Annotated in this window: 19 protein-coding genes and 1 tRNA gene; 12 read left to right on the forward strand and 8 right to left on the reverse strand. The window is 59.6% G+C overall.

What is annotated here, in order from left to right; genetic code table 11:
* The first annotated feature begins 72 nt into the window (after positions 1-72).
* From OGI63_RS01580 to OGI63_RS01600, 5 genes are read left to right on the forward strand one after another with little or no spacing between them, the layout of a single operon-like run.
* Entirely contained in the window at positions 73-1344 is a 1272-nt protein-coding gene (locus OGI63_RS01580) for a DUF2318 domain-containing protein (protein ID WP_011742644.1), read from the forward strand.
* 25 nt (positions 1345-1369) lie between these two features.
* Positions 1370-2869: an ABC transporter permease gene (locus OGI63_RS01585; protein WP_011742645.1), complete on the forward strand. Its 1500-nt coding sequence runs from the start codon at positions 1370-1372 to the stop codon at positions 2867-2869.
* A 30-nt stretch (positions 2870-2899) separates the two neighbouring features.
* The gene (locus tag OGI63_RS01590; RefSeq protein ID WP_011742646.1) at positions 2900-4204 is read left to right on the forward strand and encodes an ABC transporter permease; all 1305 of its coding nucleotides are present in this window, start codon (positions 2900-2902) and stop codon (positions 4202-4204) included.
* A 17-nt stretch (positions 4205-4221) separates the two neighbouring features.
* On the forward strand, positions 4222-5097 hold the full coding sequence (locus OGI63_RS01595; protein ID WP_011742647.1) for an ABC transporter ATP-binding protein: 876 nt from the start codon (positions 4222-4224) through the stop codon (positions 5095-5097).
* Entirely contained in the window at positions 5094-5651 is a 558-nt protein-coding gene (locus OGI63_RS01600) for an FMN-binding protein (RefSeq protein WP_011742648.1), read from the forward strand. The genes OGI63_RS01595 and OGI63_RS01600 overlap by 4 nt, the downstream gene beginning before the upstream one ends.
* A gap of 64 nt (positions 5652-5715) precedes the next feature.
* Here the strand turns inward: OGI63_RS01600 and OGI63_RS01605 are convergent, their stop codons facing one another.
* From OGI63_RS01605 to OGI63_RS01615, 3 genes are read right to left on the reverse strand one after another with little or no spacing between them, the layout of a single operon-like run.
* Entirely contained in the window at positions 5716-6396 is a 681-nt protein-coding gene (locus OGI63_RS01605) for a TetR/AcrR family transcriptional regulator (protein WP_050731438.1), read from the reverse strand.
* On the reverse strand, positions 6393-8588 hold the full coding sequence (locus OGI63_RS01610) for a YhgE/Pip domain-containing protein (RefSeq protein WP_011742650.1): 2196 nt from the start codon (positions 8586-8588) through the stop codon (positions 6393-6395). The genes OGI63_RS01605 and OGI63_RS01610 overlap by 4 nt, the downstream gene beginning before the upstream one ends.
* Positions 8585-11413: a YhgE/Pip domain-containing protein gene (locus tag OGI63_RS01615; RefSeq protein WP_011742651.1), complete on the reverse strand. Its 2829-nt coding sequence runs from the start codon at positions 11411-11413 to the stop codon at positions 8585-8587. Before OGI63_RS01615 ends, OGI63_RS01610 begins: the two co-directional genes overlap by 4 nt.
* A gap of 462 nt (positions 11414-11875) precedes the next feature.
* On the opposite strand from OGI63_RS01615, the gene OGI63_RS01620 reads away from it, so the two are divergent.
* Positions 11876-13180 carry a putative ABC transporter permease gene (locus OGI63_RS01620; RefSeq protein WP_011742652.1) on the forward strand — a complete coding sequence of 435 codons (1305 nt, stop codon included), beginning with the start codon at positions 11876-11878 and terminating at the stop codon, positions 13178-13180.
* Between the two features lie 215 nt (positions 13181-13395).
* Here OGI63_RS01620 and OGI63_RS01625 read toward each other — a convergent pair whose 3' ends face one another.
* A complete protein-coding gene (locus OGI63_RS01625) occupies positions 13396-13632 on the reverse strand; it encodes a glutaredoxin family protein (protein ID WP_003807419.1) in 237 nt (78 codons plus the stop codon).
* 539 nt (positions 13633-14171) lie between these two features.
* Positions 14172-14244: transfer RNA gene (locus OGI63_RS01630), tRNA-Lys, on the reverse strand.
* A gap of 103 nt (positions 14245-14347) precedes the next feature.
* On the opposite strand from OGI63_RS01630, the gene OGI63_RS01635 reads away from it, so the two are divergent.
* Positions 14348-15853 carry a C69 family dipeptidase gene (locus OGI63_RS01635; RefSeq protein ID WP_011742653.1) on the forward strand — a complete coding sequence of 502 codons (1506 nt, stop codon included), beginning with the start codon at positions 14348-14350 and terminating at the stop codon, positions 15851-15853.
* 143 nt (positions 15854-15996) lie between these two features.
* On the opposite strand, the gene OGI63_RS01640 is transcribed toward OGI63_RS01635, so the two are convergent.
* Entirely contained in the window at positions 15997-17028 is a 1032-nt protein-coding gene (locus OGI63_RS01640) for a glycosyltransferase family 2 protein (RefSeq protein WP_011742654.1), read from the reverse strand.
* 183 nt (positions 17029-17211) lie between these two features.
* Positions 17212-18105: a TetR/AcrR family transcriptional regulator gene (locus OGI63_RS01645; protein ID WP_011742655.1), complete on the reverse strand. Its 894-nt coding sequence runs from the start codon at positions 18103-18105 to the stop codon at positions 17212-17214.
* 157 nt (positions 18106-18262) lie between these two features.
* On the opposite strand from OGI63_RS01645, the gene OGI63_RS01650 reads away from it, so the two are divergent.
* Together OGI63_RS01650 and ftsY are read left to right on the forward strand one after the other, a co-directional pair.
* A complete protein-coding gene (locus OGI63_RS01650; protein ID WP_003833742.1) occupies positions 18263-18556 on the forward strand; it encodes a DUF2089 family protein in 294 nt (97 codons plus the stop codon).
* Between the two features lie 315 nt (positions 18557-18871).
* The gene (ftsY, locus tag OGI63_RS01655; protein WP_011742656.1) at positions 18872-20134 is read left to right on the forward strand and encodes a signal recognition particle-docking protein FtsY; all 1263 of its coding nucleotides are present in this window, start codon (positions 18872-18874) and stop codon (positions 20132-20134) included.
* A gap of 86 nt (positions 20135-20220) precedes the next feature.
* On the opposite strand, the gene OGI63_RS01660 is transcribed toward ftsY, so the two are convergent.
* Positions 20221-21411 (reverse strand): cation:proton antiporter, encoded by a 1191-nt coding sequence (locus OGI63_RS01660; protein ID WP_011742657.1) that lies wholly within the window; start codon positions 21409-21411, stop codon positions 20221-20223.
* Between the two features lie 414 nt (positions 21412-21825).
* On the opposite strand from OGI63_RS01660, the gene OGI63_RS01665 reads away from it, so the two are divergent.
* The 3 genes from OGI63_RS01665 to OGI63_RS01675 all read left to right on the forward strand — a co-directional run bounded on the left by OGI63_RS01665 (position 21826) and on the right by OGI63_RS01675 (position 25444).
* On the forward strand, positions 21826-23121 hold the full coding sequence (locus OGI63_RS01665) for an ammonium transporter (protein WP_011742658.1): 1296 nt from the start codon (positions 21826-21828) through the stop codon (positions 23119-23121).
* 1 nt (position 23122) lies between these two features.
* Entirely contained in the window at positions 23123-23461 is a 339-nt protein-coding gene (locus tag OGI63_RS01670; protein ID WP_003807443.1) for a P-II family nitrogen regulator, read from the forward strand.
* A gap of 156 nt (positions 23462-23617) precedes the next feature.
* Entirely contained in the window at positions 23618-25444 is a 1827-nt protein-coding gene (locus tag OGI63_RS01675) for a nucleotidyltransferase domain-containing protein (RefSeq protein WP_011742659.1), read from the forward strand.
* Positions 25445-25531: the final 87 nt, after the last annotated feature.

Consider the following 25531-nt stretch of genomic DNA (forward strand, 5'->3'; position numbering starts at 1 on the left):
ACTCTTTGGGATGGGGCGGAATGGGAATCGTTGGGCTCTTTGAGTTGGGTTTTTGGATGAAAGGATTTTGGGATGCTGCTGCAGTTTGTGACGGTGTTGCAGGGGGTGTTGGCGCCGGCGCTGCTCGTCATGGCGTTGAGCGTCATGCTCACCGTCGGTGAGGGGCGTGACAAGCCTCTGAGCGCGTACTGGCGGCTGGCCGGTTTCGTTGTTGGATTCGCCGGCGCAGTCGTATTCGCCGCGCTGCGCGCCACCGCCGTCATCACGCAACGCACGTTCGTCAACTATCCGACCCTGTGGTGCTGCGTGATCCTCGACGTGGCCGTGTTCGTCATCGTCCTGTTCGCCTGCCGCATCACCGCCGACTGGCACAACCACCGCGCGCTGCTCGACATCGCGAATCTCGTTGCGGCGCTTGCGATCGCGGCCACCACCTTTCGTGCGCTGCCCGACGTGATTCTGCGACTGACGATCTTCGTCGAGCCGGGCGATCCCATCTTCACTTCCGACATGCTGTTGCGCGCGCTCGGCTTCGCTTTGGGCGCGGCCGTCGCAATCATCGCCGCGCTTATCTTCCGCACGATGCGTTCCACCGCCGTCCGCTGGTCGTTCACGACGGCGGTGCTGCTGTTGGTCGCGCTGTTGTTCGCACAGCATTTCACCGACCTTGCGCAGATCCTCCAATCCAAACGCATCGTCAGCTTCCCGACCGCCGCCTTCCTCGCGCTCGTGTGGGGCATCAACCATCAGCGCAGCCTGACCATCGCAATGGCGCTCGTCTTCGCCATTCCGGCAATCGCCAGCATCGTCATGGGCTTCAAAGTCAAGCCGACCGGCGCCAACGAGGCGATCGCACGCACGCATATCGCATTCCGCCGCCGCGCGAAAGCGGCCGGCGCGTTCAGCCTGGTCGCCATGATCTGCGTCACCGTGGCCCTGACGTACGGCGTCGCGCAAACGCAGAAAGTCGTCACGCTGTCGCCGCCGGAAGACTACTCGCTCGCCGACGGCGTGGCCACCATCAAATTCAGCCAGATTTCCGACGGCCATCTGCACCGCTTCGAATACCGCGCGAAGGACGGCACCTCCATGCGATTCATCATCATCAAGAAGAACGGCGGCGCGTACGGCGTCGGCCTCGACGCGTGCGACAACTGCGGCGACGCCGGCTACTACGAGAAGGACGGCAAAATCATCTGCAAGAAGTGCGATGTGGCCATCAACCTCGCCACCATCGGCTTCAAAGGCGGCTGCAACCCGATACCGTTCGACTACCAGGTCAAGCCAGGCAAAATCGTCATCCAAACGTCCACGCTCGACGCGCTGTCGAGCCATTTCCAGTGAGCGCCGAGAAAGGTAAGGGGGTGCCATGTTCTTCCTGAAAATGATCTCTCGCTCGTTCAGCCGGCAGTTCAAACGCCGTCTGCTCATCGCCGTCACCGTGTGCCTGTCCGCCACCGTCAGCGTGGCCATGCTCGGCGTGGTGTTCGACGTGGGCGACAAGCTCAACGCGGAGCTGAGCACGTATGGTTCGAATATCGTCGTGCAGCCGAAGTCCGACGCTGTGGTGAGCGATTTGTACAATACCGGCGATTCTGCTGGCTCGGCTTCGGGTAGTTCGTCCGGTTCGGACGGGGGTTCCACTTCCGACGGCTCGGCTGCGGCGGACAGTGCCGACCCGACCGCGTTTCTGAAGGAGTCGGACGCGCAGAAGATCAAGACCATCTTCTGGGCGTTCAACATCACCAATTTCGCGCCGGAATTGAACATCCACGCGGATGCGGGGTGTGTCGGTTCGGGGGCTAGTTCGGCTGGCTCTGCTGGAACGGCTGGTGCGTCAGGTGCGGCTGCTTCCGCGGCGAAATGCAAGGCGACCAACGTGCCGATCGTGGGCACGTGGTTCGCGAAAACCCTGCACATGGACTCCGGCGAGTCCACCGTGGCCGGCATGAACGGCATGCGCTCATGGTGGAAAATCAACGGAACCTGGCCGAAAGACGACAGCGAGCAGGCGATGGTCGGCAGCGCGCTCGCCGCGAAACTGGGCGTGAACGTCGGTGACAGCGTTACGCTCGACAAGACGATCGCCGTCGGTGCGGACGACAATACGAACGGAGGTACCGGGAAAACCGGCAAATCCTCCACCGAACGCAATCGCGTGAAAGTGAAAATCGTCGGCATCTTCGATTCGGGCGATTCCGACAACAGCGCCATTTATATGCCGTCCATCGCCACGCAAACGCTTGCGAATCTGCCGAATTCCATCGACAAGATTGAAGTCAAGGCGCTCACCACGCCCGACAACGACCTCGCGCGCAAGGCGTCGAAGAATCCGAACGCGCTCACGCAGGACGAGTGGGAGACGTGGTATTGCACCGCGTATCCGTCGTCGATCGCGTACCAGATCGAAGAGGTGCTGCCGGGCGCGGTGGCCAAGCAGGTGCGCCAGGTGGCCGCGCTGCAGGGCGATGTGCTGAACAAGACGCAGGCGGTGATGGTGCTGATGACCGTGCTGTTGCTGGTTGCCGCCGCGATCGCCGTGGCGAACCTGATGGCCGCGTCGATTGGCGAACGCGGTTCGGAATTGGCGCTGTTGAAGGCGATCGGTGCCACGGACGGCGCGGTTTCGCGCCTTATGCTCGCCGAAACGGCGGTGATTTCGCTGGTTGGTGCGATTGCCGGCGCGCTGCTTGGCTCGGGCGTTGCACAGATCGTGGGGCACGTGGTGTTCGGCTCGGGCATCACCATGCGTCCGATGGTGTTCGTGTTGGTTTTCGTGTTGCTGGCGGTCACTGTGCTCGTGGCCTCGCTTTCGTCGATTCGGGCGATTCTGGGCTTGCGTCCGGCGGAGGTGCTGCATGGTAGGTGAGTTGTGCTTGGCTTTCGTAGGGGGTGTGCGATGACGAATCGCAAGATGTTCTTCACTATGCTGTGGGGCGCGGTGTTCCGCCGTCGCTCCCGTGCGATGATGGCCGTGATTGCGTCGCTCGTCGGCGCGGCCACGCTGTTCTGCCTTGCATCCGTGTGCGTCGCGGTGCCGCAGCAGATGAACGAGGAAATGCGCGCGTACGGCGCGAACCTGATCGTCACGCCCGCGTCCGCAACGGGCAAATCGCAAGGCATCGATACCGCAACCGTACGCAACGTGACGGCGCTCATCGGCGCCGGACACAGCGTGAAATCAGCCGCATACCGGTATGAGAGCGTGCGCATCAATTCCGCGCCGTACACCATCGCCGGCGTGGACGTGAAAGCCGTCCGCGCGCTCAATCGCCATTGGAACGTGACGGGCGACTGGCCCGGCTCGGGCAACGTGATGGTCGGCCGCGACGTTGCCGACGCGCTCGGCGTGAAGGTCGGCAGCCGCGTCACCATCGGCTACCGCGCCGCCGACGCGTCTGCTTCAGCGTCTTCTTCCGCGTCCGCAAAATCCGATTCGGACGAATCAACTGAAACGGCAGAATCGTCCGCGCAGGGCACGCAGAGTACGCAAACTACGCAAGGCGAACAGACCACGCAAGCCACGGAAAACGGCCGCGTCTCGTCCGACATCATGGATAACAACGGCACCGAATTCCGTATCGCTGGCATCGTCGATACCGGCGGCAACGAGGATTCCATCATCTACGCCACTACCGCGGACGTGTCCAAACTTGCGGGCCACGAGCGCGGCGCCGACGTGGTCGAATACTCGGTGAACGCCATGGGGGATGAGCTGAACGCCATCGTCAACAGAATCAACAAAAATACAAACACTGCCGTCAAAGCGCAGACCGTCACCAAAATCACCTCGTCCGACACCCGCATCATCGCCATGCTGCAGACCCTGTTCTGGATTGTCTCGCTCGTCGTGCTCGTGCTGACGCTCGTCGGAGTGGGCACCACCATCAGCTCCATCGTGAGCCAGCGTCGCAACGAAATCGGCCTGCGCAAAGCCCTCGGCGCCGATTCACGCGCCATCGGCGTCGAATTCTACGTGGAATCCGGCATCTACGGCTTGATCGGCGGTCTGCTCGGCACTGCTATCGGCTATGTGCTGGCGCGTGTGCTGTGCGCCACCGTCTTCGGTCGCGCGATCGGCTTCGACTGGCTGCTCGGCGCCGGATCGCTGCTGCTGAGCGTGGCGATCGCCGTCATCGCCTCCATTCCGCCGGTCCGCCGCGCCACCCGTATCGACCCCACCATCGTTTTGAGGGAGGAATAATCATGGACAACGAACATATGCTGCTGGAACTCGACCACATTTCCAAGATTTACGGCGATCTGCACGCCGTCGACGACCTGAGTCTGACCGTTCCGCAAGGGCAATGGCTGGCGATTGTCGGCTCGTCCGGTTCCGGCAAAACCACGCTGATGAACATGATCGGCTGCATGGATACGCCGTCGAAGGGTTCCGTCATGCTCGAAGGCCGCCGGCTGGAGGATCTGAACGCCCGCCAGCTCGCCGATGTGCGCAAGAACATGATCGGACTCGTGTTCCAGAAGTTTTACCTCGTGCCGCATCTGACGGCGGTGGAGAACGTGATGGTGGCGCAATACTACCATTCCGTGGTCGACGAGAAGCAGGCGATGGAAGCGCTGGAACGAGTGGGGTTGAAGGAGCGTGCGCATCACCTGCCCGGCCAGCTGTCCGGCGGTGAGCAGCAGCGCGTGTGCATCGCCCGCGCGCTCATCAACTGCCCGAAGCTGATTCTCGCCGACGAGCCGACCGGCAATCTCGATGAGAGGAATGAGAAGATCGTGCTCGACCTGTTCCGTCAGCTGCACGAGCAGGGCACTACGATCATCGTCGTGACGCACGATGCGCTCGTCGCCTCCTGCGCGCAACGCGAAATCATGCTCAACCACGGCGTGCTCGTCGGCGAACAGTGGAACGACGAGGATGCGAAACGCGCGTACGAAGCGGCCGGCGGCAAGCCTGCGCACACCGGTTCCGCCGAGGAAGGCGCACAGAACGGGGGTATTGCGATTTTGTTCGCCGACCCTACGAAGGCCGCAAAAACCGGAGATACGGACGCGGCCAACGTTGCCGTTGCGGCTGGCGTTGCCGACGATACGGACGTAGAGCCCGACGTCATGAAAGGGGAGCAGGCATGAGCACCGCACAATCGAACGCAGTCAAAGTCATCGCGCTATCCGCGGCGAGCATCGCGCTGTTGTCGGCATGCGGCGAACCGAAAGCCACGCCGATGGACGACGAATACGCCGGCAATTCCGGCGAAAGCGTGCAATCGCAGGAAAATAAGTCGAAAACCGACGGCAAGGCGGCTGACAATACGGCCGGCGGCGACGCCACCACCAAAAACCATGCCGATGACGCGAATTCCACGACGTCCAGCAAGCAGGACACCGGCAACTACGCGGATGGCGACTACTCGATCAACGGCCAGTACGGGCCGGTCGGCGAGGACACCATCGACGTGCAACTGACCGTCAAAGACCAGAACGTGACGGCCGTGAACATCGTCGGCCATCCGTTCACGTCCATCTCCAAAAAGCATCAGAACGACTTCGCCAAAGCCGTGCCGGACGCGGTGGTCGGCAAGCCGTTGAAGGACCTTAAAGTCGACAAGCTCGCCGGTGCCAGCTGGACCTCCGAAGCCTTCAACAAGGCGTTGGAAGTGGCGCGTCAGGAAGCGTCAATCCAATAGCCCATTCCTTCTGAAACCGACACGGCATGCCCGTCTTGCGTCGGTGCGGACGGTTTTCCTGTGGTTACCGTGCGGATTCGGCGCATACGTTCGGCCAGAGCAACGTGGCCATGTTCTCGGCCCAGGAATCAGACTTGCGTTCCTTGCCGGATTGCCGTTCCCCTCCGGCTTCCTGCCCCGCCAACGCTTTGCAAGCCAGCATGGAACCCAGCACCGTGCTGAACAGGAACGTGTAGTCCAAACGGTTTTGAAACACTCCGTCGGCGATGCCACGTTCCATGAACCCCACGAACCGTTCTTCGGCCGGCGCTAGAACTTGTGCTGCGATCGCCTTCAGCGTGGCGTTGTCGGAAGACAGCACCACGCCCACGGCTTTCAATCCGAGTTCGCTGTCGAAGCAGTTCTGGATGCGTCGCAGCATGGTGGCCAGTCCGCTCCGCGACGGCTTCAAATCGTTGAAATTCGGTAGTCCGGCAACTTCCGGTTGGATGCGTTGCAATAAATCGTCGGCGTTTCGGTAGCGTCGGTAGATTGTGGTCTTTGCTACCCCTGAACGTCGTGCGACCTCTTCGATGGTCACCGCTCCGATACCATCGGAAATCACTATCCCCAATGTGGCTTTCATGATTTTGCGGTCGGTTTGCTCCCGTAATCGCTCACGTCGGCCACGTACTGTGCCGACGTCTTCCTGCGTGGTTTTTTGCACCGTCTTCCGCGTGCCCTCTTGCGTGGTTCCGCCCATCATGCCGCGATCACTTTCGTGCTTTCCAGCTTGCTTACGTACCAATGGTTGAACTTGACCAGTGGAATGCGCAGTAGCAGACCTATCAGCAGCAGCGGCGGAATGAACAGCAGTAGCGCGCCAATCGCAAACCAGTAATCGTTACTGTAGATTCCGCCGATCGCCGCGCGCATTGCTGTGATTGAATGCGTCGCAGGCAGGAACGGGCTGATGCCGCTGATGATTTTCGGCAGCACGGCCAGCGGATATGCGCCGTTCGCTCCGGAGATCTGCATGACGAGAAACAGCACGCCGATGGCTTTGCCGACGTTGCCGAAGCTGGCCACGAGCGTGTAGGTGAAGAACGAGAACACTAGGCTGCTCACCCAGCCGGACAGCATGAACAGCAGCGGATGCACCGCCTGGACATGGAGGAACAGCAGACTGCCTCCCAAGGAGAACGTGCTCTGCAATAGTCCGATCACGCCGAACACACCGTAATGTCCGAGAAACAGCTGATGCGGTTTCGGGTCGCCGAGTTCCTTGCGCACCTTACGCGAGACGGTGGTCTTGAGCGTCACTGCCATGAGCAGCGAACCGACCCACAGTGGCAGGATCGTGTAGAACGGTGCCATCTGCGAACCGAAATTCTTGACTGGGAACACCGCGTTGCGTTTCACTTTTACAGGGGCTGCAAGCGCGGCGGCCAACGAGTCGGTATTATCGCTGAGCACATCTTTGACGGCGCTCATATCGCCGCTGTTCAGCGCATCGGTCAATGTTCCTGTGAATGCGCCCAGTTTTTTGCCCGCGCCGGCCAGACTATCGGCGGTGGAATCCAACACGCTGCTGATGGCGGTCAGATTCTTATCCGCGGTCTTGGTGGTGCCGTTCAGATTGCCCAGCGCGCCTTTCAGATCGGCCGCTGTGGCATTGAGCGCGGTGGTGGTGCTGGTAATGGACGTGGCGATATCGTCAAGTTGCGGTTTCAGTTGGCTCTCATAGTCGGTTTTGATGCCACTGACGGACGTTGCCGCCTGCTGCGCCAGTTTCTTGATCTCCGCACGTTCGGCCGTGGTATCGCTTACTTTGGCGTCGATGTTGTCGGCGCTGCCATTCAGCGCCGATGCTAGGTCGTTGAGCTGTGTGATGGTGGTGCCGACGTTGGTTTTGAGATGGTCGATGGCGTTCCTCACCGCTTCCGGCAGCTTTTCGTTTGCGCTGAGCGCGTCGAGCGAATCATAGATCTGCTGGTAGCTTTGCGCCTGCTTGCTGATGTTCGTGGCCTGGTTGCGTAATGCGTTGGCGGTGTTGCCGGCCTGCGTGCCCGCATTGCCGAATAGGCTGTCCACATCTGCTTCCATGGCTGTGAAGCTGTTGGCGGAATCAGTCAGAGCCGTGCCCAGCGCGGTGGTGCCGGTCTTCAACGCGCCCGTCAGATCCTCCACGCCGCTGCCGGCTTGCTTGAGTGTTGTTCCTGCGCTTTTCGCATTGCCGCTGACATTGGCGATCAGACCGTCGGAGGACTCAAGCAGATGCCGTGCGCTTTGTGTCAGCGTGCTGAACGTGCGGAGCGTTCCGGAAGCGTCGGTGAGCGTTTCCGCGAAGTCGCTGATATTGCCGTTGAACTGCGTGAGTTGTTCCTGCGCGGCTGGCTTGTCGAGTTGGTTGGCGAGTTGCGATGCCACACTCAGCGCGGTGCTGGTCAGTGTTTCGGAGAACGTCTCGTTGACCTGCGCGCTGACCGTATCGGCGCCTTGGCCTGTGATCTTCGGAGCCAAGGCGTTCTTCTTTTCATTGTTGTAGTAGGCGATTTCGGCGTGGTCGCCATCGGATGCGAAGAACGTCATCATACGGGTGCTGAAGTTCTTCGGAATCACCACAGCTGCGTAATATTCGCCGGATTTGGTGCCGTTGATGGCTTCTTTTTTGGTGGTGAAGGTCCAGTCGAGCTGATCGTTGGAACGCAGCGTGTTAACCACTTGGTCGCCGATGTTGATCTTCACTGGAATGAGGTCGGACCGGTATCCGTCGTCCTCATTGGCTACGGCGAATTTCAGATTGCCGGTATTGGCGAACGGGTCCCAGCTGGCGGCCACGTTGAACCATGTGAAGATGCCGGGGATCACAACGAGTCCGATGACGATGATGATGGAGACGACGTTGCTGGTGATTCGCCGGATGTCGCCGACGAACAGTTTCCAGATGGTTTTCATGCGTTGCTCCTTTCCTCGGTGTTTTCGGTTGTCTCGGTTGTCTCGGCGGTCTCGGTAGTCTCGGTGGTGTCCGTGGCGGCATCGTTCGCGGCGGCGCTTGGACCGGTCGTCTGCATTTTCTGCACCAGTATGGCGATTCCGTCATCTTCATTGTGGTTGACGCCCGTCACGTTTTCCGTCGTTTCTTTGATGACGCTGGTATTGCGATTATCGGATGTCGTGCGTTTGCCGCTGGTGCGTCTCCGCGTTTTGCGCAGCAGTCTGTTCCGCCGTTCCTGTTGCGCCCGCTTTTTGCGACGGATGCGTGCCGCTTGGCGCTCCACCAGCATGGATTGGATCGATTCATCGCTCAAATGGCCGAGCTCCACTTGACGGTTCAGATTATCGCGCATGTATTCGATGACCATGAGGAAGCCCATGATGAGCAGAATCCAGACGACCCACGTGGCCAGTACCACCACTTTCTCTCCGTTGGTGAACGAGAACACCGCCGCCAGAGTTACCGGAACTACGAATCCGATCACCAGAGCTCCGCGCTTGAGTTTCGGGTACAGTTCCGCGAACCGACTTGCGCGTTCCTCGATCACCTCGCGGTAACCGCCTTTGTCGGCCAGCACCTGAATGGCTTGGGACATGTTGTATCCGCGTTCCGGAAGCTCCACTTCCTCGCCGATAATCATGTCGCTTTCCTTGATTTCGCGGGCGAAGAGTCGGTTGAGGTTGACCAACAGAGGACGGACCACCAGACCGATGACGAACGCCATGGCGGCAAACAGCAGCAGCGTGCCGATCGCCTTGATCCAATGGCCGTCGTAGAAGCCGGCGATGGTCTCGCGGAATGCGTCTATCGAATAGCTGAATGGCACGAACGGATAGACCATGCGGAAGAACTTCGGCATCATCTCGATCGGATACAGGCCGGAAGCGCCTGGAATCTGCACGATCACCAACGCCACGCACAGGCCCTTGCCGATGTGCATGAACGTGGTGGACAGCGCGTACGTGATGCTCAGATATACCAGCGATGTGATCATGCCGGTCAGTATGAACAGTGGCGCGCAAGCCGTCTGTACGCCGAGTATCAGATCGCCAACGGTGCAGATCGCGCCTTGAATGACGCCCATCGTGCCGAGCAACAGGTATCGGGCCAGATACTTTTCGGTTGCGGTCGGATCGAGACCCTCAAGCCCCTCGTCGTCCACCTCCACTTTGTAGATCACCACAAAGGCGAACGCGCCCACCCACAGTGCCAGATTGGTCATCAGCGGAGCCATGCCGGAGCCGTAGGAGTTGACGGGATACACGTTCTTCGTGTCGATTACGGTCGGGGACTCCATGAACGAGGCGATCTTATCCGCGTCAAGCGAACCGCTGCCGGTCAACGATGCGAGCAGATCCGTAGTGCCCAGCGCCTTCAGGTCGGTGCTGACGGTGGTGAGCTTCGTCTCCATCTTCGCCAGCTGCTGGTCGGTTTGCTCAAGGCCGATGCGGGCGTCTGACGCCACTTGGTCGAGTTGGTCGAGCACGATGTTGGTTTGCCTGACCACGCTGTCCTGGCTGGTCACGGTGCCGGCAAGTGTTCCGGCCGTCCCAGCCAGCGAGCCCAGCGCGGAATTCAGTCGCGGCAGTGCGCCTGAATTGATGGCGTTGCGCGCCGTGCCTGCGCTTTTGAGCGAGTTCTGCGTGCCTATGTTGAAATCGGTGGACAGTTTGGATACGCTGCCGGCTGTGTCCTGTGTGTTCTCGCTCAGGGTTTTGAGGTCGGCGAGTGTTCCGGCTGCCGTGTTGTTGGTATTCTCCAGTTTGCTGATGATTTGCTGGTATTGCGCGTTGTCGCTGGCGGATTTGAGCTTCTCGAGCAGTTTCGCATTGCTGTCGGTGATGTTTTGCATGCCGGTCACCGCCTGCTGCGCCGATCCACTTGCCGCGGATACCGCCGACGAGATCTGGTTGATGCTGGCTGTGGATTGCGCCGTCGCTTGGGAAACAAGTCCGGATCCGGTTTCCAGCGCGCTGTTGGCGTTGGACGAAAGCGTGTTGAGCTGGGTTTGCGCTGTGCCGATGGCGGTGGATGCGCCTGCTAGTCCTCTGCCTGCGCTCGCCGCGGCCAGCTGCACGTCGTTCAGGGCATTGCGTGCTGCTTTTGTCTGCTGTGGCACATTGGCTAACTGGGTGTCGAAATCCGCGATTGCGGAGCGGATCGTGCCTACGTTCCGCTTGGTGTTGTCGAGTTCGCCGATGGTTTCGTTGGCGATGGCGTTGGTGTTGCCGCTGATGGTGCCGTTGGCCGAGTTGACGGCTTTGACGAGCACGTCGCTGACGGTGGAGACGAAGGTGTTGTTGACGGTGCGGTCGACCACGGTCGCGCCTTGGTCGGTGATTTTCGGCGAAATCGGACTCGCCTTCTCGTTCACGTAATATTCGAGCGTGGGGCGATGCTTGCTGTTGGTGACGACGTTGGCCAGATCTTCGCTGAAGTCGGAAGGGATGACGATTGCGGCGTAGCAGTCGCCCGACTCCACCGCTTCCATCGCATTGGCTTTGCCCATGAACTCCCAGCCGAGCTGGTCGTTGCTCTTCAGCGTGCCTTCGATTTGATCGCCGAGATTGACTTTGCCAAGCAGCGCGTTGTCTGTGCCTTCGTCCATGTTGGCCACGGCCACTTTGATGCTGTCCGTGTTGCCATAGGGATTCCAGAACCCGTAGATGTTGAACCATGCGTATAGCGGGGGAATGAGAATCAGGCCGATCATAATCACCCACGCGGCGGGTACGGTGACCAATCGTTTGAAGTCACGGCGCAGGATCTGCAGTACGTTGTGCATTGTCTCTCCGGTTTGGCGAATCAATTCCCTTATATGGCGATACGTGTTCCGTAGCGCTACGCGGTTCGTATCGTATACCGTGCTCTTGGACAATCGCCATCGCGTTTCATGGATGACGGAAATCGGGTCGAGTACTGCGGCAAAGCCTCGGCAAAACCATCGCCGGCTGACGTAGCCCCTTCCGCTCACGTCCGTGACAAATCGCCATTTCTGTATGTCCGTGAGCGAAAGGTGGTAATAAATCGCTATTTTCCGTCCGTATTTATACCCCCATTCGCTCACGATGCGCTATACATCGCCATTTCTTGCGGACGTGAGCGAAAGGTGGTGTGCGAATGGCGATTGCAGCCAGCTGACGTCCCCCTCTTTTGCTCGCGTCCGCCAATAATCGCACCTGAACCGCTTTTCTTGCGGCGGATATTGCCTACGTTTGGTAGCGTGGGCTGAAGGAAGGAGCGGCATATGAGCGAAACCGCACAATCTGAATCACGATCCGAGGATTCCGCCGCGGGCAAGACGGATGGAGAAATCAAGGCGATTGCCGCCGAAACCGAAATCGCGGCTATCGAAGAAGGCGGAAAGCAGGGCACTGGCGAAGTCGGCAATCCCGCTGACCGTCGTCTGCCGTTAATCGTTCGCATTTACGGCATCGTCATGCTTATTGAAGGCGTGGTGACGCTGCCGTTCATTGTGTTGGCGTGCCTGTACTCGATTCGCGCGGTGTTTTCCGGCAAAGTGGCGTTCGATGCGCTCAGCCTCACCGCGATTCTGTCGGTGGTTCACGCGGCCGTGCTGCTGGTCGTCACCGCGTGTCTGGCGGTGTTCGGCGTGATGCTTATTATGAACAAGCGTCGGCATATCGCGCAATGGACGTATCTGATGATTCCGCTCACCCTTGCCGAAGGCTTGCTGTCGCTGGCATTGCAGGGACTTGGTGTGAATTTGATCGGCCCGGCTATCCAGCTTGTCGTGCTCATAGCCCTGCATGTCACTGCCGATCCGTCGCTGCGTGAGGAACGTCGTCTCCAGTTCGCGTTGCGACGTATGGATGCCCGTAGCGCATACGAAGACGCCGCTTCCCAGGGTATGGCTGGCCGCGATTTGACCGGCAAGGGCTATATTTCGCTGGATTTCTTCAATTTGTTCTGGTTGTTCGCCATCGGTTGTGTGTTCGGTTTGGTGATCGAGACCATCTACCATTTCGTGCTGTTCGGCGAATACCAGGATCGCGCAGGCTTCCTGTGGGGGCCGTTCTCGCCGATTTACGGCTTCGGCGTGGTGATCGTCACCGTGTTGCTCAACCATTTGTGGCAGTCGAATTGGTTGCTGATTTTCTGCTCAAGCGCGGTGATCGGTGGCGCGTTCGAATATTTCACCAGCTGGTTCATGCAGGCCGCGTTCGGTATTCGCGCATGGGATTACACGGGGCAATGGCTTTCGATTGACGGGCGTACGTCCGGCAAATACATGTTCTTCTGGGGTATCCTCGGCTTGATTTGGGTCAAGTTGATTCTGCCGCGATTGTTGCGATTGATCCAGCGTATTCCGTGGAAGATTCGCTATTCGTTGACGCTGGTCTGTTTCATACTCATTTTCGTCGATGGCGTGATGACGCTGATGGCGCTTGACGCTTGGTATTCCCGCATGGCTGGGGTTGCGCAGAATTCGCCCGTTTCGCAGTTCTTCGCCACGTATTTCAATGACGATTTCATGGCCCACCGATTCCAGACCATGAAGATCGACCCGTCCACTGCCGGTCGTATGTAGGCTGGTTTTTGCGTTTTGCGGGTTTTGCTAAGCGGCTGGTCGGGCGATGTTCCGGCTGGCCGCTTTGCTTTGGGTGGCTGATTTTGAACGATTTCGGACGATTGCAGTGGGGTTTTGTTGCGGGTTTTGCCGCGGGGGATTTGATTCTTCCGGATTATTGCCGTTTGGGATTCGTGCCTTCCGGCTGTCTGGATGCTTGACTGCTGTTGCCGCGCCTACGCCGCGATGCTTTGCGCCAGCTGGCGGATGAGGTCGGGGCGATGTCCGCTCCATGAGGAATTCGGTGAGATGACGACCGGAATTTGCTTGAAGCCGGCGTCCTTGATCTGTTCGAATGTGGACGGATTCTGCGTCAAATCGACCGCCACGTACCGCACTCCCAGTTTGGAAAGCTCTTGTTCGGTGGCCTCGCATTGAGGATTGTTCGGATTGGTGAAGACGGTCACGGTCATTACTTTTCCTCCCTATGCAATCGGCTTCCTTTGGTGCGGAAGATCTTGTCGGCCACGTTTTTCGATTTTGCCCGGCTGAGCAGGCCGTTCATCAGTATACACTACCCGTAGTGGCGTTTCGTGCGTTCGCCCACTGTATATAGTGGGGAATTTCCCGTAATACCGAATCTATGCGAACAAATGTTCGATATATTCGAGTCTATCATTATCCTCGATTGCGCCACGCCGGTTGCATGCGTATGGTCCGTCCGCGAATCGCCCGCGGGCTGTTCGCTATTCATTTCGGAACACATATTGCGATTTCGCTCGTTTTCTTACGATTGTGAGCGAAAGGTGGTGCCGCATAGTGCGGTAGGGGGTATAAATCGCCTTATTTTCCATACTTTTCGGCGCACGTCGCGAAATAATCGACCGAAATTGCGATTCGTGAGCGAAAGAGGGTGCGCGATATGGTGCGTTCCGTATTGAAGTGCTGAGACCTCATCCCGAAACAAATGAAAAAGTCCTGAGAACCATCGGCTTCCAAGACTTCGAACCTGTGCCCCCCGTGGGATTCGAACCCACAACCCACGACTTAAAAGGACGCTGCTCTAACCGTTGAGCTAGAGGGGCAACAGCAACATAGTATACAGCATATTCGGACCAATCGCCACCACGGGCGTCGGACGGGCGTCGAAATGGCCTTCGGAGTGTTGGTGTGCCTACAATCGAAACCATGTCATGTACCACAATTCTTGTAGGCAAAAAAGCAAGTTACGACGGTTCGACCATCATCGCCCGAGATGACGACTCTGGTTCGGGACGTTACGATCCCAAGAAATTCGTAGTCGTCGCACCGCAGGAGCAGCCGCGGCACTACCGCAGTGTGCTGAGCCACGTTGAAATCGACCTTCCCGACAATCCATGCCGGTACAGCATCGTACCGAACGTGCTTCCAAATCGTGGAATCCTTGCGGAAGCTGGCGTCAACGAACGCAACGTGGCCATGAGCGCCACCGAAACCATCGCCGTCAACGAGCGCGTGCTCGGCGCCGACCCGCTGGTCGCACTGCAGCCGGCCGACGAAGCCAATGGTAAGCCGGAAACCCCAGGCGGCATCGGCGAAGAAGACATCATCACCCTCGTGCTGCCGTACGTCAACACCGCGCGCGAAGGCGTGAAACGTCTGGCCGAACTGCTCGAAACGTACGGAACGTACGAATCGAACGGCATCATCATTTCCGACGTGGACGAAATCTGGTACGTCGAAACCATCGGCGGCCACCACTGGATCGCCCGCCGCGTGCCGGACGACAAATGCGCGATCATCCCCAACCAGCTTGGCATCGACTATTTCGATTTTGATGACGCCTTCAGCGACGCACGTGAATTCATGTGTAGCGCCGATCTGCAGGAATTCATCGAAACGCACTATCTTGGGCGCGCGGCGGGTACGCAGGGCGGCATGAACGGCGGCCACTGCAACCCGCGTATCGTATTCGGCACCGCCACCGCGAAGGACCACATCTACAACACGCCACGCGCCTGGTACATGTACCGCTATCTCGATCCGGCCGACGCGGAAAACCTTACCCCTGAATCGGACGATATTCCATGGTGTCTCGAACCGGAGAATGCCGTGACCGTCGAGGATGTCGACTTCCTGCTCGGTTCGCACTTCGAAGGCACCCCGTATGACCCGTACGGCACGCAGGGAACTGAGGAAAGCCGCCATCGCTACCGTCCGATCGGCATCAACCGCACCGGACACATGGTGGCCATGCAGATTCGCCCGTACGCGCCCGTCGAAAGCCGTTCGATCATGTGGATTTCGTACGGTTCCGGCGCGTTCACCACGTCCGCCCCGTTCTATGCGAACGTCGACGACACCCCCGCCTACCTGCGCGACACCACGCCGGAAGTCTCCACGGACTGCCTGTATTGGACGAACCGCCTGATTGCAACGCTCGCCGACGCGCACTTCTACGAGACCAGCAACGCGGTCGAGGGCTTCTCGGAAGATGTCCGTTCCTTCGGCCACCGTCTGGTGGAACGTACGGATGATGCGCTTGCGACTGCCGGCGCAACGGACGCCCCGTCCGTCACCGCCCGTCTTGCGGCGGCCAATGACGAGATGGCGGACTACCTGCGGAAGCGCAATACGAAGCTGCTCGGCGACGTGCTATACACGTCCAGCAACCTTATGCACAACAGTTTCGCCATGTCCGACCGCTGGAACTGAGCGTGATTCCGCGCGCTGAAGCGTTCGATAAGCGTTCAACACGCGTTCGGTAAACGTTGAGGGGCTATCGACTCGTGCCGATGGCCCCTCAACGTTATACGGGAATCAAAACCTGCGAGAACTTCGAAACTCGCGCACGAAGATCAGTTGAACCCGACCACGTGCTCGGCCAGGAAATACCCCTTGCGGATCACGAATCGGCCGGCCGAACCGCGCAGGTTCAACGCACGCGACATCGCCTTCTTACGCACGTCCTTGTAAATCGTCGGCGAATATGCCTCGATATCCGCCCACATGGCCTTCTTCTTCTCGTAATTCTCCGGCTCGCGCGACAGGATCATGAATACGCTCGCCACGGAGCTTTCAATCGCAAGAAAATGAATCATATAGCGGTACAGTCCGTCTGGCACCGTACCACGTTCGGGGGTGGCGTGCACCATGCATTGGTTGACGAGCCGCAGCTGGTCCACGCGTCGGATCATCACGTCCGTCTGCACGCTCTGCCCGTCGCGGCCGATGAAATAGTGATAGAACGGCGTGTCCAGATACTGCAGCGACTTGACCCACGGGAACGGCTGATACGCGTAGATGAAGTCCACGTAGAACGTGTGCTCCGGCAGCTGCATCTTCGATTCGCGTACCACGGCCGTGCGGTAGACAAGCGCGTGCATGAGGATGTATTCGGTCAGTCCGAAATGCCCTAGATCGTCCCAGGTGAGCCGTTTGCCGGGCTCCATAGCGTGACGGAAGTTCACCACGTGCTTGTTGCGCTTGCCCACCTTGTCGTACACGTAGTTGGTGACGAGCATGTCGAGCGGGTCGTCCTTGCCGACCTCGTCGCGCAGCACGGCCAGAACCTGTTCCAGCGATTCGGGACCGACCCAATCGTCCGCGTCCACGACCTTCACGTACATGCCGCTCGCCGCCGCAATGCCGGTGTTGACCGCGCCGCCGTGGCCTTTGTTCTCTTGATGGATCGCGCGGACGATCCCCGGATTGCGCGCCTCGAACGTCTTCGCCATCTCCAGCGTGCCGTCGGACGAGCCGTCATCCACGATCAGCACTTCGATGTCGTCGTTGCGCTTCGACGCGATCAACGATTCGACGCACCGTTCCAGGTATTCCGTCATGTTGTACGCGGGCACCACGAAGGTGAGCGTCTTCTTCTCCTGCATATTCTTCCTCGGATCGGGCTCGTGTCGGGCCGTGCGGCTGGCCGACCGCTCCGGCCAAAAGCATAACGAAACTAACGTAGCACCATGTGCGGTTCCGGGGCACGGTTTTGCACACAAACGGCACCCTGAAATACGCAATCTGCACCTGAAATTTCCCCTAGGGTCATTTCGGGTGACGGTATGTCAGTTTTCGTCAATTGTTGATTGTTTTTGCGATTCGTGCGGGCTTTGCGGGTTTTGCGATTCGTTCGTCTCGTCTGATTCGTTTGATTCGTCTGCCGCTTGCGATTTGCCTACTGCTTGCGATCCGTCCGTCACGGTTGTCCCGTCCGTCGCGTCATCTCCCGCAGCAACCGCCTTCTCCTGCGATTTCGCGGCCTTCTTGCCCTGCTTCTCCTGCTTGGCGATCGCCTTCGCTTCCCGCGCGGCCTGCTTTTCCGCCTCGCGGGCGGCCTTTTCGCTTTCGTAGCGCAGTTCCGGCTTGGCTTCCATGCGGCTCAGCCCATACCATGCCAGGTTCACGATATGCGCGGCGAGCTGCTCCTTGCTGAGCTTGCGTTGGTCGGCCCAGTATTGGCAGGTGTACACGGTCATGCCGATGAGCATCTGCGCGTAATACGGCACGCTTTTGGCCGGCAGATGCTGGCGTTTGAACGCGTCGGTGAGAATGTCCTCGACGCGTACGGCAATGTCTCCAAGCAGCGAATTGAACGAGTTGGACGGGTCGGTTTTCGGCGAATCGCGCGTGAGCACGCGGAAGCCTTCGGCGTTTTCCTCCACGTAGGTGAGCAGCGCAAGCGCGGTGCGTTCCACGATTTGGCGCGGATGCGCCTGCGGGTCGGACAGCGCGTTGATGAGAACGTCGGTGAGCGCGCGCATTTCGCGGTCCACCACCACGGCGTACAGGCCTTCCTTTCCTCCGAAATGTTCGTAGACGATGGGTTTCGACACTTTTGCGGTCGAGGCGATCTCTTCCACGCTCACTGCTTCGAATCCCTTCGACGCGAACAGCGAACGACCAATTTCGATGAGCTGCTCGCGCCGCTGATACGACGTCATTCTGGATGTGTTAGCCATGCTGTCCAGTTTTTCACGTCCCGTGGATAGCTCCTTGACCGTCCGACCCCCACGTATCGTCCGATTCTGGTGAATCGGACACGTGTGTCATATTGACAATGCTTCATTGCAGCTTTAATATATTTAATAAATAATAAATTTTATTAAAGGGGGTGATGTGGACCGTCTACCAGAATGGTTGGCCAACCTTGCGGAGGAGGATTTGGCCTTCATCAAGAACTTCGTGCTATCGTCAGGATCTCTGAAGCAAATGTCCCAGCTGTATCAAGTCTCCTACCCGACCATGAGGCTCCGGCTTGACAGGCTTATCGAAAAAATACGGTTGAACGACAACGAGACGGAGGATCCATTCATCCTCTTGGTGAAGAGTCTCGCCATCGACGATAGATACGACGTCGACACGGCTCGAATACTCATAGACGAGTACAGAAAGAGAAGGGATGAATCATGAGCTGGACATGGATCGCATTGTTGATTGAGATCCTAGGCGTAATCGCCGTATTCGTTCTGGTCTTCCTCATCGCGAGGAGCCTGATTCGCTACGCAAATTCCCTAAAGAAAGGAGGCAGTCCTTCAAAGCAGGCAGCGGAAGACAAAAAAATCACTCTTCATGATTTATAAAAACGTTACCAGATATATCGAAGTCAAAAATCGCATTATCGATGCCCTGCATGGCAGAGCACCTTATTCCCCTGGCGGATCGGACATTCGTGGTGCGTCCGCAGGGCGGAGCCGGAGTGTCCGTTGCGCTTTTTAGGCTGGAGCCATGGATACGAATGTGATTATTGCGATTGTCGCTGTTGTCGTTATTGCGGCAATTCTGGTGATCGGCGGATGGTGTCTCGGTAAGACCCGCAAGAACGCCGTCAACAAGTCCACTGAGGATGCGAAAGCGGCTGCTGATGCCCGTCTTGCTGCGGAAGCAAAGTCGGCTGCGGCTGATCCTTCCACGGTGAAGCCGTCCGTCGATTCCAATGTTGATGCAGCTGAAAAAGCTCCGGCTGAAAGTCAGCAGAAGTCCTCAGCTCAAGCTTCCTCTTCCGAAACGGCGGCTCCTGCACCAGCCACCGAAGCCAAGCCCGAACCGGTTCATGAAACCCCCGAATCCGCCGGCACGCGCATGCAGCGTCTTAAGGCGCGCCTGTCGAAATCCGGCAATCCGTTCGGCAAGGCCCTGTTCAACATCCTCGCCAAGGATCAGCTCTCCGAAGCTGACTGGGAGGACGTCGAAGACACCCTTCTGCTTGCCGACGTGGGCGCGGAAGCCAGCGAACAGCTCGTCGAGGAACTACGCAACGACGCCCGAATCGCAGGCCAGTCCGACCCGGCCGAAGTGCGTGCCGCGCTGAAAGACAAGCTGCTGAAGCTCGTAGGCACTGACACGGATCGCCGCCTCAATGCCAATAAGGAAGGCGCGAACAAACCGAGCGTCATCATCATGGTCGGCGTGAACGGCACGGGCAAGACCACCACTGCGGGCAAGCTTTCCCGCCTGCTTGTTTCCGAAGGCAAGCAGGTCATGTTGGGAGCTGCCGATACCTTCCGCGCTGCGGCCGCCGACCAGTTGGAGACTTGGGGTGCGAAGGTGGGCGTTCCGGTCGTGCGTTCCGACAAGGACGGCGCCGATCCTGCGTCCGTCGCATTCGAGGCCAGTGCCAAGGCCAAGGAAGAGAACGCCGACGTGCTCATCATCGACACCGCCGGCCGCCTGCAGAACAAGGCGAACCTCATGGACGAGCTCGGCAAGATCCGCCGCGTTACCGAAAAGAATCTTCCGGTCGACGAGGTGCTGCTCGTGCTCGACGCCACCACCGGCCAGAATGGCATGACGCAGGCCAAGGTGTTCGCCGAAGCCATCGGCATTACCGGTGTGGTGCTCTCCAAGCTTGACGGTTCCGCAAAGGGCGGCATCGTGATTTCCGTGCAGAAGGAGCTTGGCGTGCCCGTCAAGCTCGTCGGCCTCGGCGAAGGCCCGGACGATCTTGCCCCGTTCGATCCGGAAGGCTTCGTCGACGGCATCCTCGCCTGACGTTCCCATATTTTCCGGATTTGCGATTTCCGTAGCGAAAACCTCCCGTCACGTTCCGTACGTGGCGGGAGGTTTTCGTATTGCGATTACTGCTCAGCGCCAGCCGTACCGGCAGCCGCAGCCCCCACTCCCGGCACCTTCCGGATCGTCAGCTTCAGCAGCAGCGGCGCGACCAGCGTCACCAGCGAAATGATGAAGATGATCGTCGAATAGTATTCGCTGCCGAGCACATGCTCGTTGAAGCCGATTTGCGCGGTAATCAACGCCATCTCGCCACGCGGTACCATGCCCGCGCCGATCATCAGCGCCGAAGCGCCGCCAAAACCGGCCATGCGGCCACCCAAACCGCAGCCGACGACCTTCGTGATCACGCCGAGAACCGTCATGATCGCAATGAACACAATCATCTTCGTATCATCCACGCCTGTGGTCTGCAGGCCGATGCCCACGAAGAACACCGGCACGAACAACGTGTCTCCAACCGGCTCGATATACCGGTCCGCGTCCTCCGCGTAATCGCTGTTGCTTACCGCGATGCCGGCGAAAAACGCGCCCACCGCGTAGCTCAACCCGGCCAGATTCGACGCCCACGCCATCGCCAGGCAGATGATCACGGCCATCACCGCGATGCCGGACGGCGCCTTCAGCACGCCAGCCAGCGTCATCAGCGCCGGCGCCACCCAAACCACCACCACGGCGGCCGCCACAAAGAACAGCACCTGCTTGAGCAGAATCAAACCCAGCCCTGCCACGTCCACGCTGCCGGTGTTGACGAGCGTGCACATCACGGACAGCAGGATCACGCCGATCACATCGTCAGCCACGGCCGCGCCGAGAATCGACACGCCTTCCTTCGAATCAAGCAGTCCGGCTTCCTTCAGCACCGCCACGGAAATCGACACGGACGTGGCGGAGAACACCACGCCGATGAACGCAGCCGGAATCGGCTTGAAGCCAAACAGCAGGCTCACTCCACCCATCACCGCCACGGGGAACACCACGCCCATGCACGCGATGATGACCGCCGCCTTCGAATATTTCTTCAGCAACTGCAGGTCGCAGCCGACACCGCCCAAAAACATGAGGATGATGATGCCGAGGTCGCTGAACAATGACAGCGAATCGCTCATGTGCATCACGCCCAGCAGCGAAGGGCCCACGAGAATGCCGACGAGGATCTGCCCGATCACTTCCGGCAGCTGCGCTTTGCGGCAGATCAGCCCGGAAACCGTGGTCAGCATCAAAATGGCGCACAGTGAAATGATGAACGTTGCCATGGTCCTCGCCGCTCTCTCGTTACGCGCGCCATACGTTCGCCGCACCGCGCGTTCGGTGTACATGCCACGCGCTCGCCGTACGCGGCGTTCTCCCGTCGCGTGCCACGCGTGTTCCGTAAGTTTCAGCTACCTAACTTACTCCGTCCGCAGCGTTGCCCGCCGCTTCCGTCCACCGTCGCAATTTCATATTGCGATTGCCGGGCGATTATGCCTTCCGTATTTCCGTACCGCCAGTTTCGTTGGAATTCCGCCATTTTTCGGCGTAGGTTGACGTTCCGTGCGGATGGCGTTACGTTGGCGTAACACGTCGTAACGTTTTCAAAACGCGGCCGGCGTTCCATATCGTTCTGTCAGCCCCACACGATGGGGACGGAAATGTTGAACCAAATATAGAGAAAGAAAGAGGAGGGTGACATGGGCCAGCTTGATTCTGGAAATGCCGCGTGGATATTGACTTCCGCGTCCCTTGTGTTCCTCATGACGCCTGGTGTGGCGTTCTTCTATGGTGGCATGGTCCGCGCCAAGGCCGTGCTGAATATGATGATCATGGAGGCGGCCGCACTGTCCGTCACGATGATCATGTGGGTGCTGTGGGGTTGGTCGATCGCCTACGCCGGCACCTCGGTCGGCGGCATCTTCGGCGACCCGGCAACCGGCTTCCTGCTGAAGGACACCATGGTTTCCGATAAGGGCGTCTTCACATCGGCCGCACTGAACGGCAACAACTACCCGGTCAGCGTCGACGTGGCCTTCCAGTCCGCGTTCGCCATGATCACCGTCGCGTTGATCTGCGGCGCCATCGCCGAACGTGTGAAGTACTCCACGTGGATGATTTTCGTGGCGCTGTGGATCACGTTCGATTACGCTCCGCTCGCTCACATGGTGTGGAACGGCGGCCTGCTGTCCGCTGACGGCGCCATTTCCCAGGCGATCGGCGCAGCCGCCCACGATTTCGCAGGTGGTACGGTCGTCCACATCAATGCCGCAGTCGCCGCTCTGGTCATCGTGCTGATCATCGGCAAGCGTAAGGGCTTCGGCACGCAGCCGTTCCGCCCGCACAATGTTCCGTTCGTCATGCTCGGCGCCTTCCTGCTGTGGTTCGGCTGGTTTGGCTTCAACGCCGGTTCCGCCTTCGCAGCCAACGGCACCGCCGGCTACGCGTGGGTTTCCACGTCCGCTGCAACCGCTGCGGCAATGCTCTCCTGGGGCTTCACTGAGAAGATCCGCACCGGCCACTACACCGCAATGGGTGCCGCTTCCGGCATCGTCGCGGGCCTCGTCGCCATCACCCCGGCCGCCGATGTGGTCTCCCCGCTGTGGGCCATCGTCCTCGGCGCCATCGCCGGTGTGCTCACCTGCCTGGCCTGCGGTCTGAAGTTCAAGCTCGGCTATGACGATTCCCTCGACGTCGTCGGCGTCCACGGCGTTGGCGGCTTCACCGGCACCGTGCTCATCGGCTTCTTCGGCGAAGGCACCGGCCTGTTCGCAGGCGGCGACTGGAGGCAGCTGGTCGTCCAGATCATCGTCGCTCTCGTGGCCATCGTCTGGTCCGCCGTCATCACCGGCATCATCGCCTTCGCTCTGGAGAAGACGATCGGCTGGCGCGTCACCGAAGCCCAGGAAGTCGGCGGCATCGATCTTGCCGACCAGGGCGAACGTGCTTACGATTTTGCTGGTACCGCCAGCTCCGTCCTCAAGGAGGTGAAGTGAGATGAAGCTCATTACCGCTATCATCCAGCCCCATAAACTCGACGATGTCAAGGAAGCCCTCGCAGCCGCGGGCGTGCACGGCCTGACCGTGTCCGAGGCAAACGGTTATGGCCGTCAGCGCGGCCACACCGAGGTCTACCGTGGCGCTGAATACACCGTGGATCTCATTCCGAAGATCCGCATCGAGGTGCTGTCCGACGACGCCGATGCCGAAACCCTGGTTGGCGTGATCGTCAAGTCCGCCGGCTCCGGCACCATCGGCGACGGTAAGGTCTGGGTGGCTCCGCTTGACTCGGTGACCCGCGTGCGCACCGGCGAAACCGGTTCCGCCGCCATCTGATCCGTCCGGCCTTGTGATCGGGCCGATTCGGACAAGATGAAATAAAGACCCCCGGGCTTGAAGTTCGGGTTATCAATTACGACACATCCCCGTACGTGCCTCGCGCCGTGCGGGGATTGTCATAAGTCGTCATAGGTTTCATAAGGAACGTGCGTTATGACTTCAGCAGTCGATGGTTTCAAACAACGGTTCATGGCCATGAGCCAGCCCGACGCCGACGGCGTCTACCGCAATGGCGCGGCGAAACGCAAAGCCCGCACGGAATTGGCCATGGGCAATCTCACACAGTTGTGGAACGAAGCCTGCGAGGCGGTTTCCTTCGATGTTCCGGCAACCGGCATCGGTCTCGGCGCGGTCGGTTCGCTGGCACGTGGACAGGTGGGCCCCAGCTCCGACCTTGATCTGGCGGTCATCTACGAGCCGCACGCGCTGACCGACCAGCAGCTCAACGAGCTCGCCAACAAACTGTGGTATCCGATTTGGGATTCCGGCCTCGACCTCGACCAGTCGGTACGTACCGTCGCGCAATGCGAGGCCGTCACCGACCGCGACCTGCCCGCAGCTATGGGATGGTTGGACGTGGTGCCGATCGCGGGGGACACTGGACTTATCGAAAGCACAGCCGTATCCATATTGGAACGATGGCGCAAGGCCGCGCGCAAACGTCTGCCGGAACTGCTCGGCTCCGCCAAATCGCGCCTCGACGAATTCGGCCGCATGGCCTACATCAACCAGCCGGACATCAAGGAGGCACGTGGTGGCCTGCGCGACTCCGTATTGGTGTCCGCGCTCGCCGCATCCTGGCTTGCCGACCGTCCGCACGGCACGTATGACGACGCCGTCGAACGGTTGCTGGACGTGCGCGACTGCATCCATCTGGTCGCCGGCAAAGATACGAACATGCTGCTATCGCCCTACCAAGCCAAAGTCGCGGCGATGCTCGGTCTGGCCGATCCGACGCTGCCCGATGGCGAACGTGAGGCGAAGTCGATCGACGATCTGCAAACGTTGCTGGCACGCGTCGGCCGGCAGATCGCGTTCTCCCTTGATTCCACCGCGTCGCGCGCCGAGCATTCGCTGACGCACGACAAGCCGCGATTCGCCTTCTTCCAAGTGTTCCAGCCGCGCGGTGGCGGCAAACGTCAGGCACCGACCTTCGATGTGATTGCCCCCGGCGTGGCCAAGCATGAAGAGGAAATAGTGCTCGCTCCGGGCGCGGAACCGGCCGCCGACCCGAACCTCGTGCTGCGCGTGGCCGTCGCGGCCGCGGAATTCGGCCTGCCGATCGCCCCGGGAACGTTGCGGAATCTCAAAAAGTGCCCTATCGGCGACCGGAACTGGACGGACGAATCGCGTGAACTGTTCATACGATTGCTGGCTTCCGGCCCCGCGCTGCTCAACGTGTGGGAAGACATCGATTTCATCGACGTGCCCGGCAAGCTCATCCCCGAATGGTTGGGCGTGCGCAACCGGCCAAGCGCGTCCGCCGCGCACCGCTATACGATCGACCGGCACATGGTGGAGGTCGTCACGCGGCTCGGCCGTGAAACACCCAGCGGTGGGCGGTACGACGACCGGCATTACGAGGCGCTGCTGCTCGCCGGCATCCTGCATGACATCGGCAAACGACCGGGGGTGGCCAACCATGCGGCGGAAGGCGCTCGGCATGCGACCGTGGTCGTGGAACGCATGGGATTCGACCGCGACATCGTCCGCTGGGTCACGCTGCTGGTACGCGAGCATCTGACATTGTCGGAGTTCGCCACAGGCCGCAATCCCAATGATCCCAACGTCGGCGATGATCTGGCCGGCCGGCTCGACCATAATCCCGTGCTGCTCGACATGCTGTTCGACCTGACCCGCGCCGACGGCTCCTCGTTGGGGGCCACGTCCGGCGAGACCATCTCCAAACAGTACGGGTGGAGCAAATGGCGTGAAACGTTGGTGCGCACCATGTACAACGCCACCCGATACCACATGTGAGCGGGTTTCTCGCATGCGCCAAGCCGATATGCCCCCGTATTTCTCGTCGTTTACGGAAAAGCGGGGTGCATATCACCTTCCGTTCAC

It is taken from the genome of Bifidobacterium sp. KRGSERBCFTRI (genome assembly GCF_025908335.1).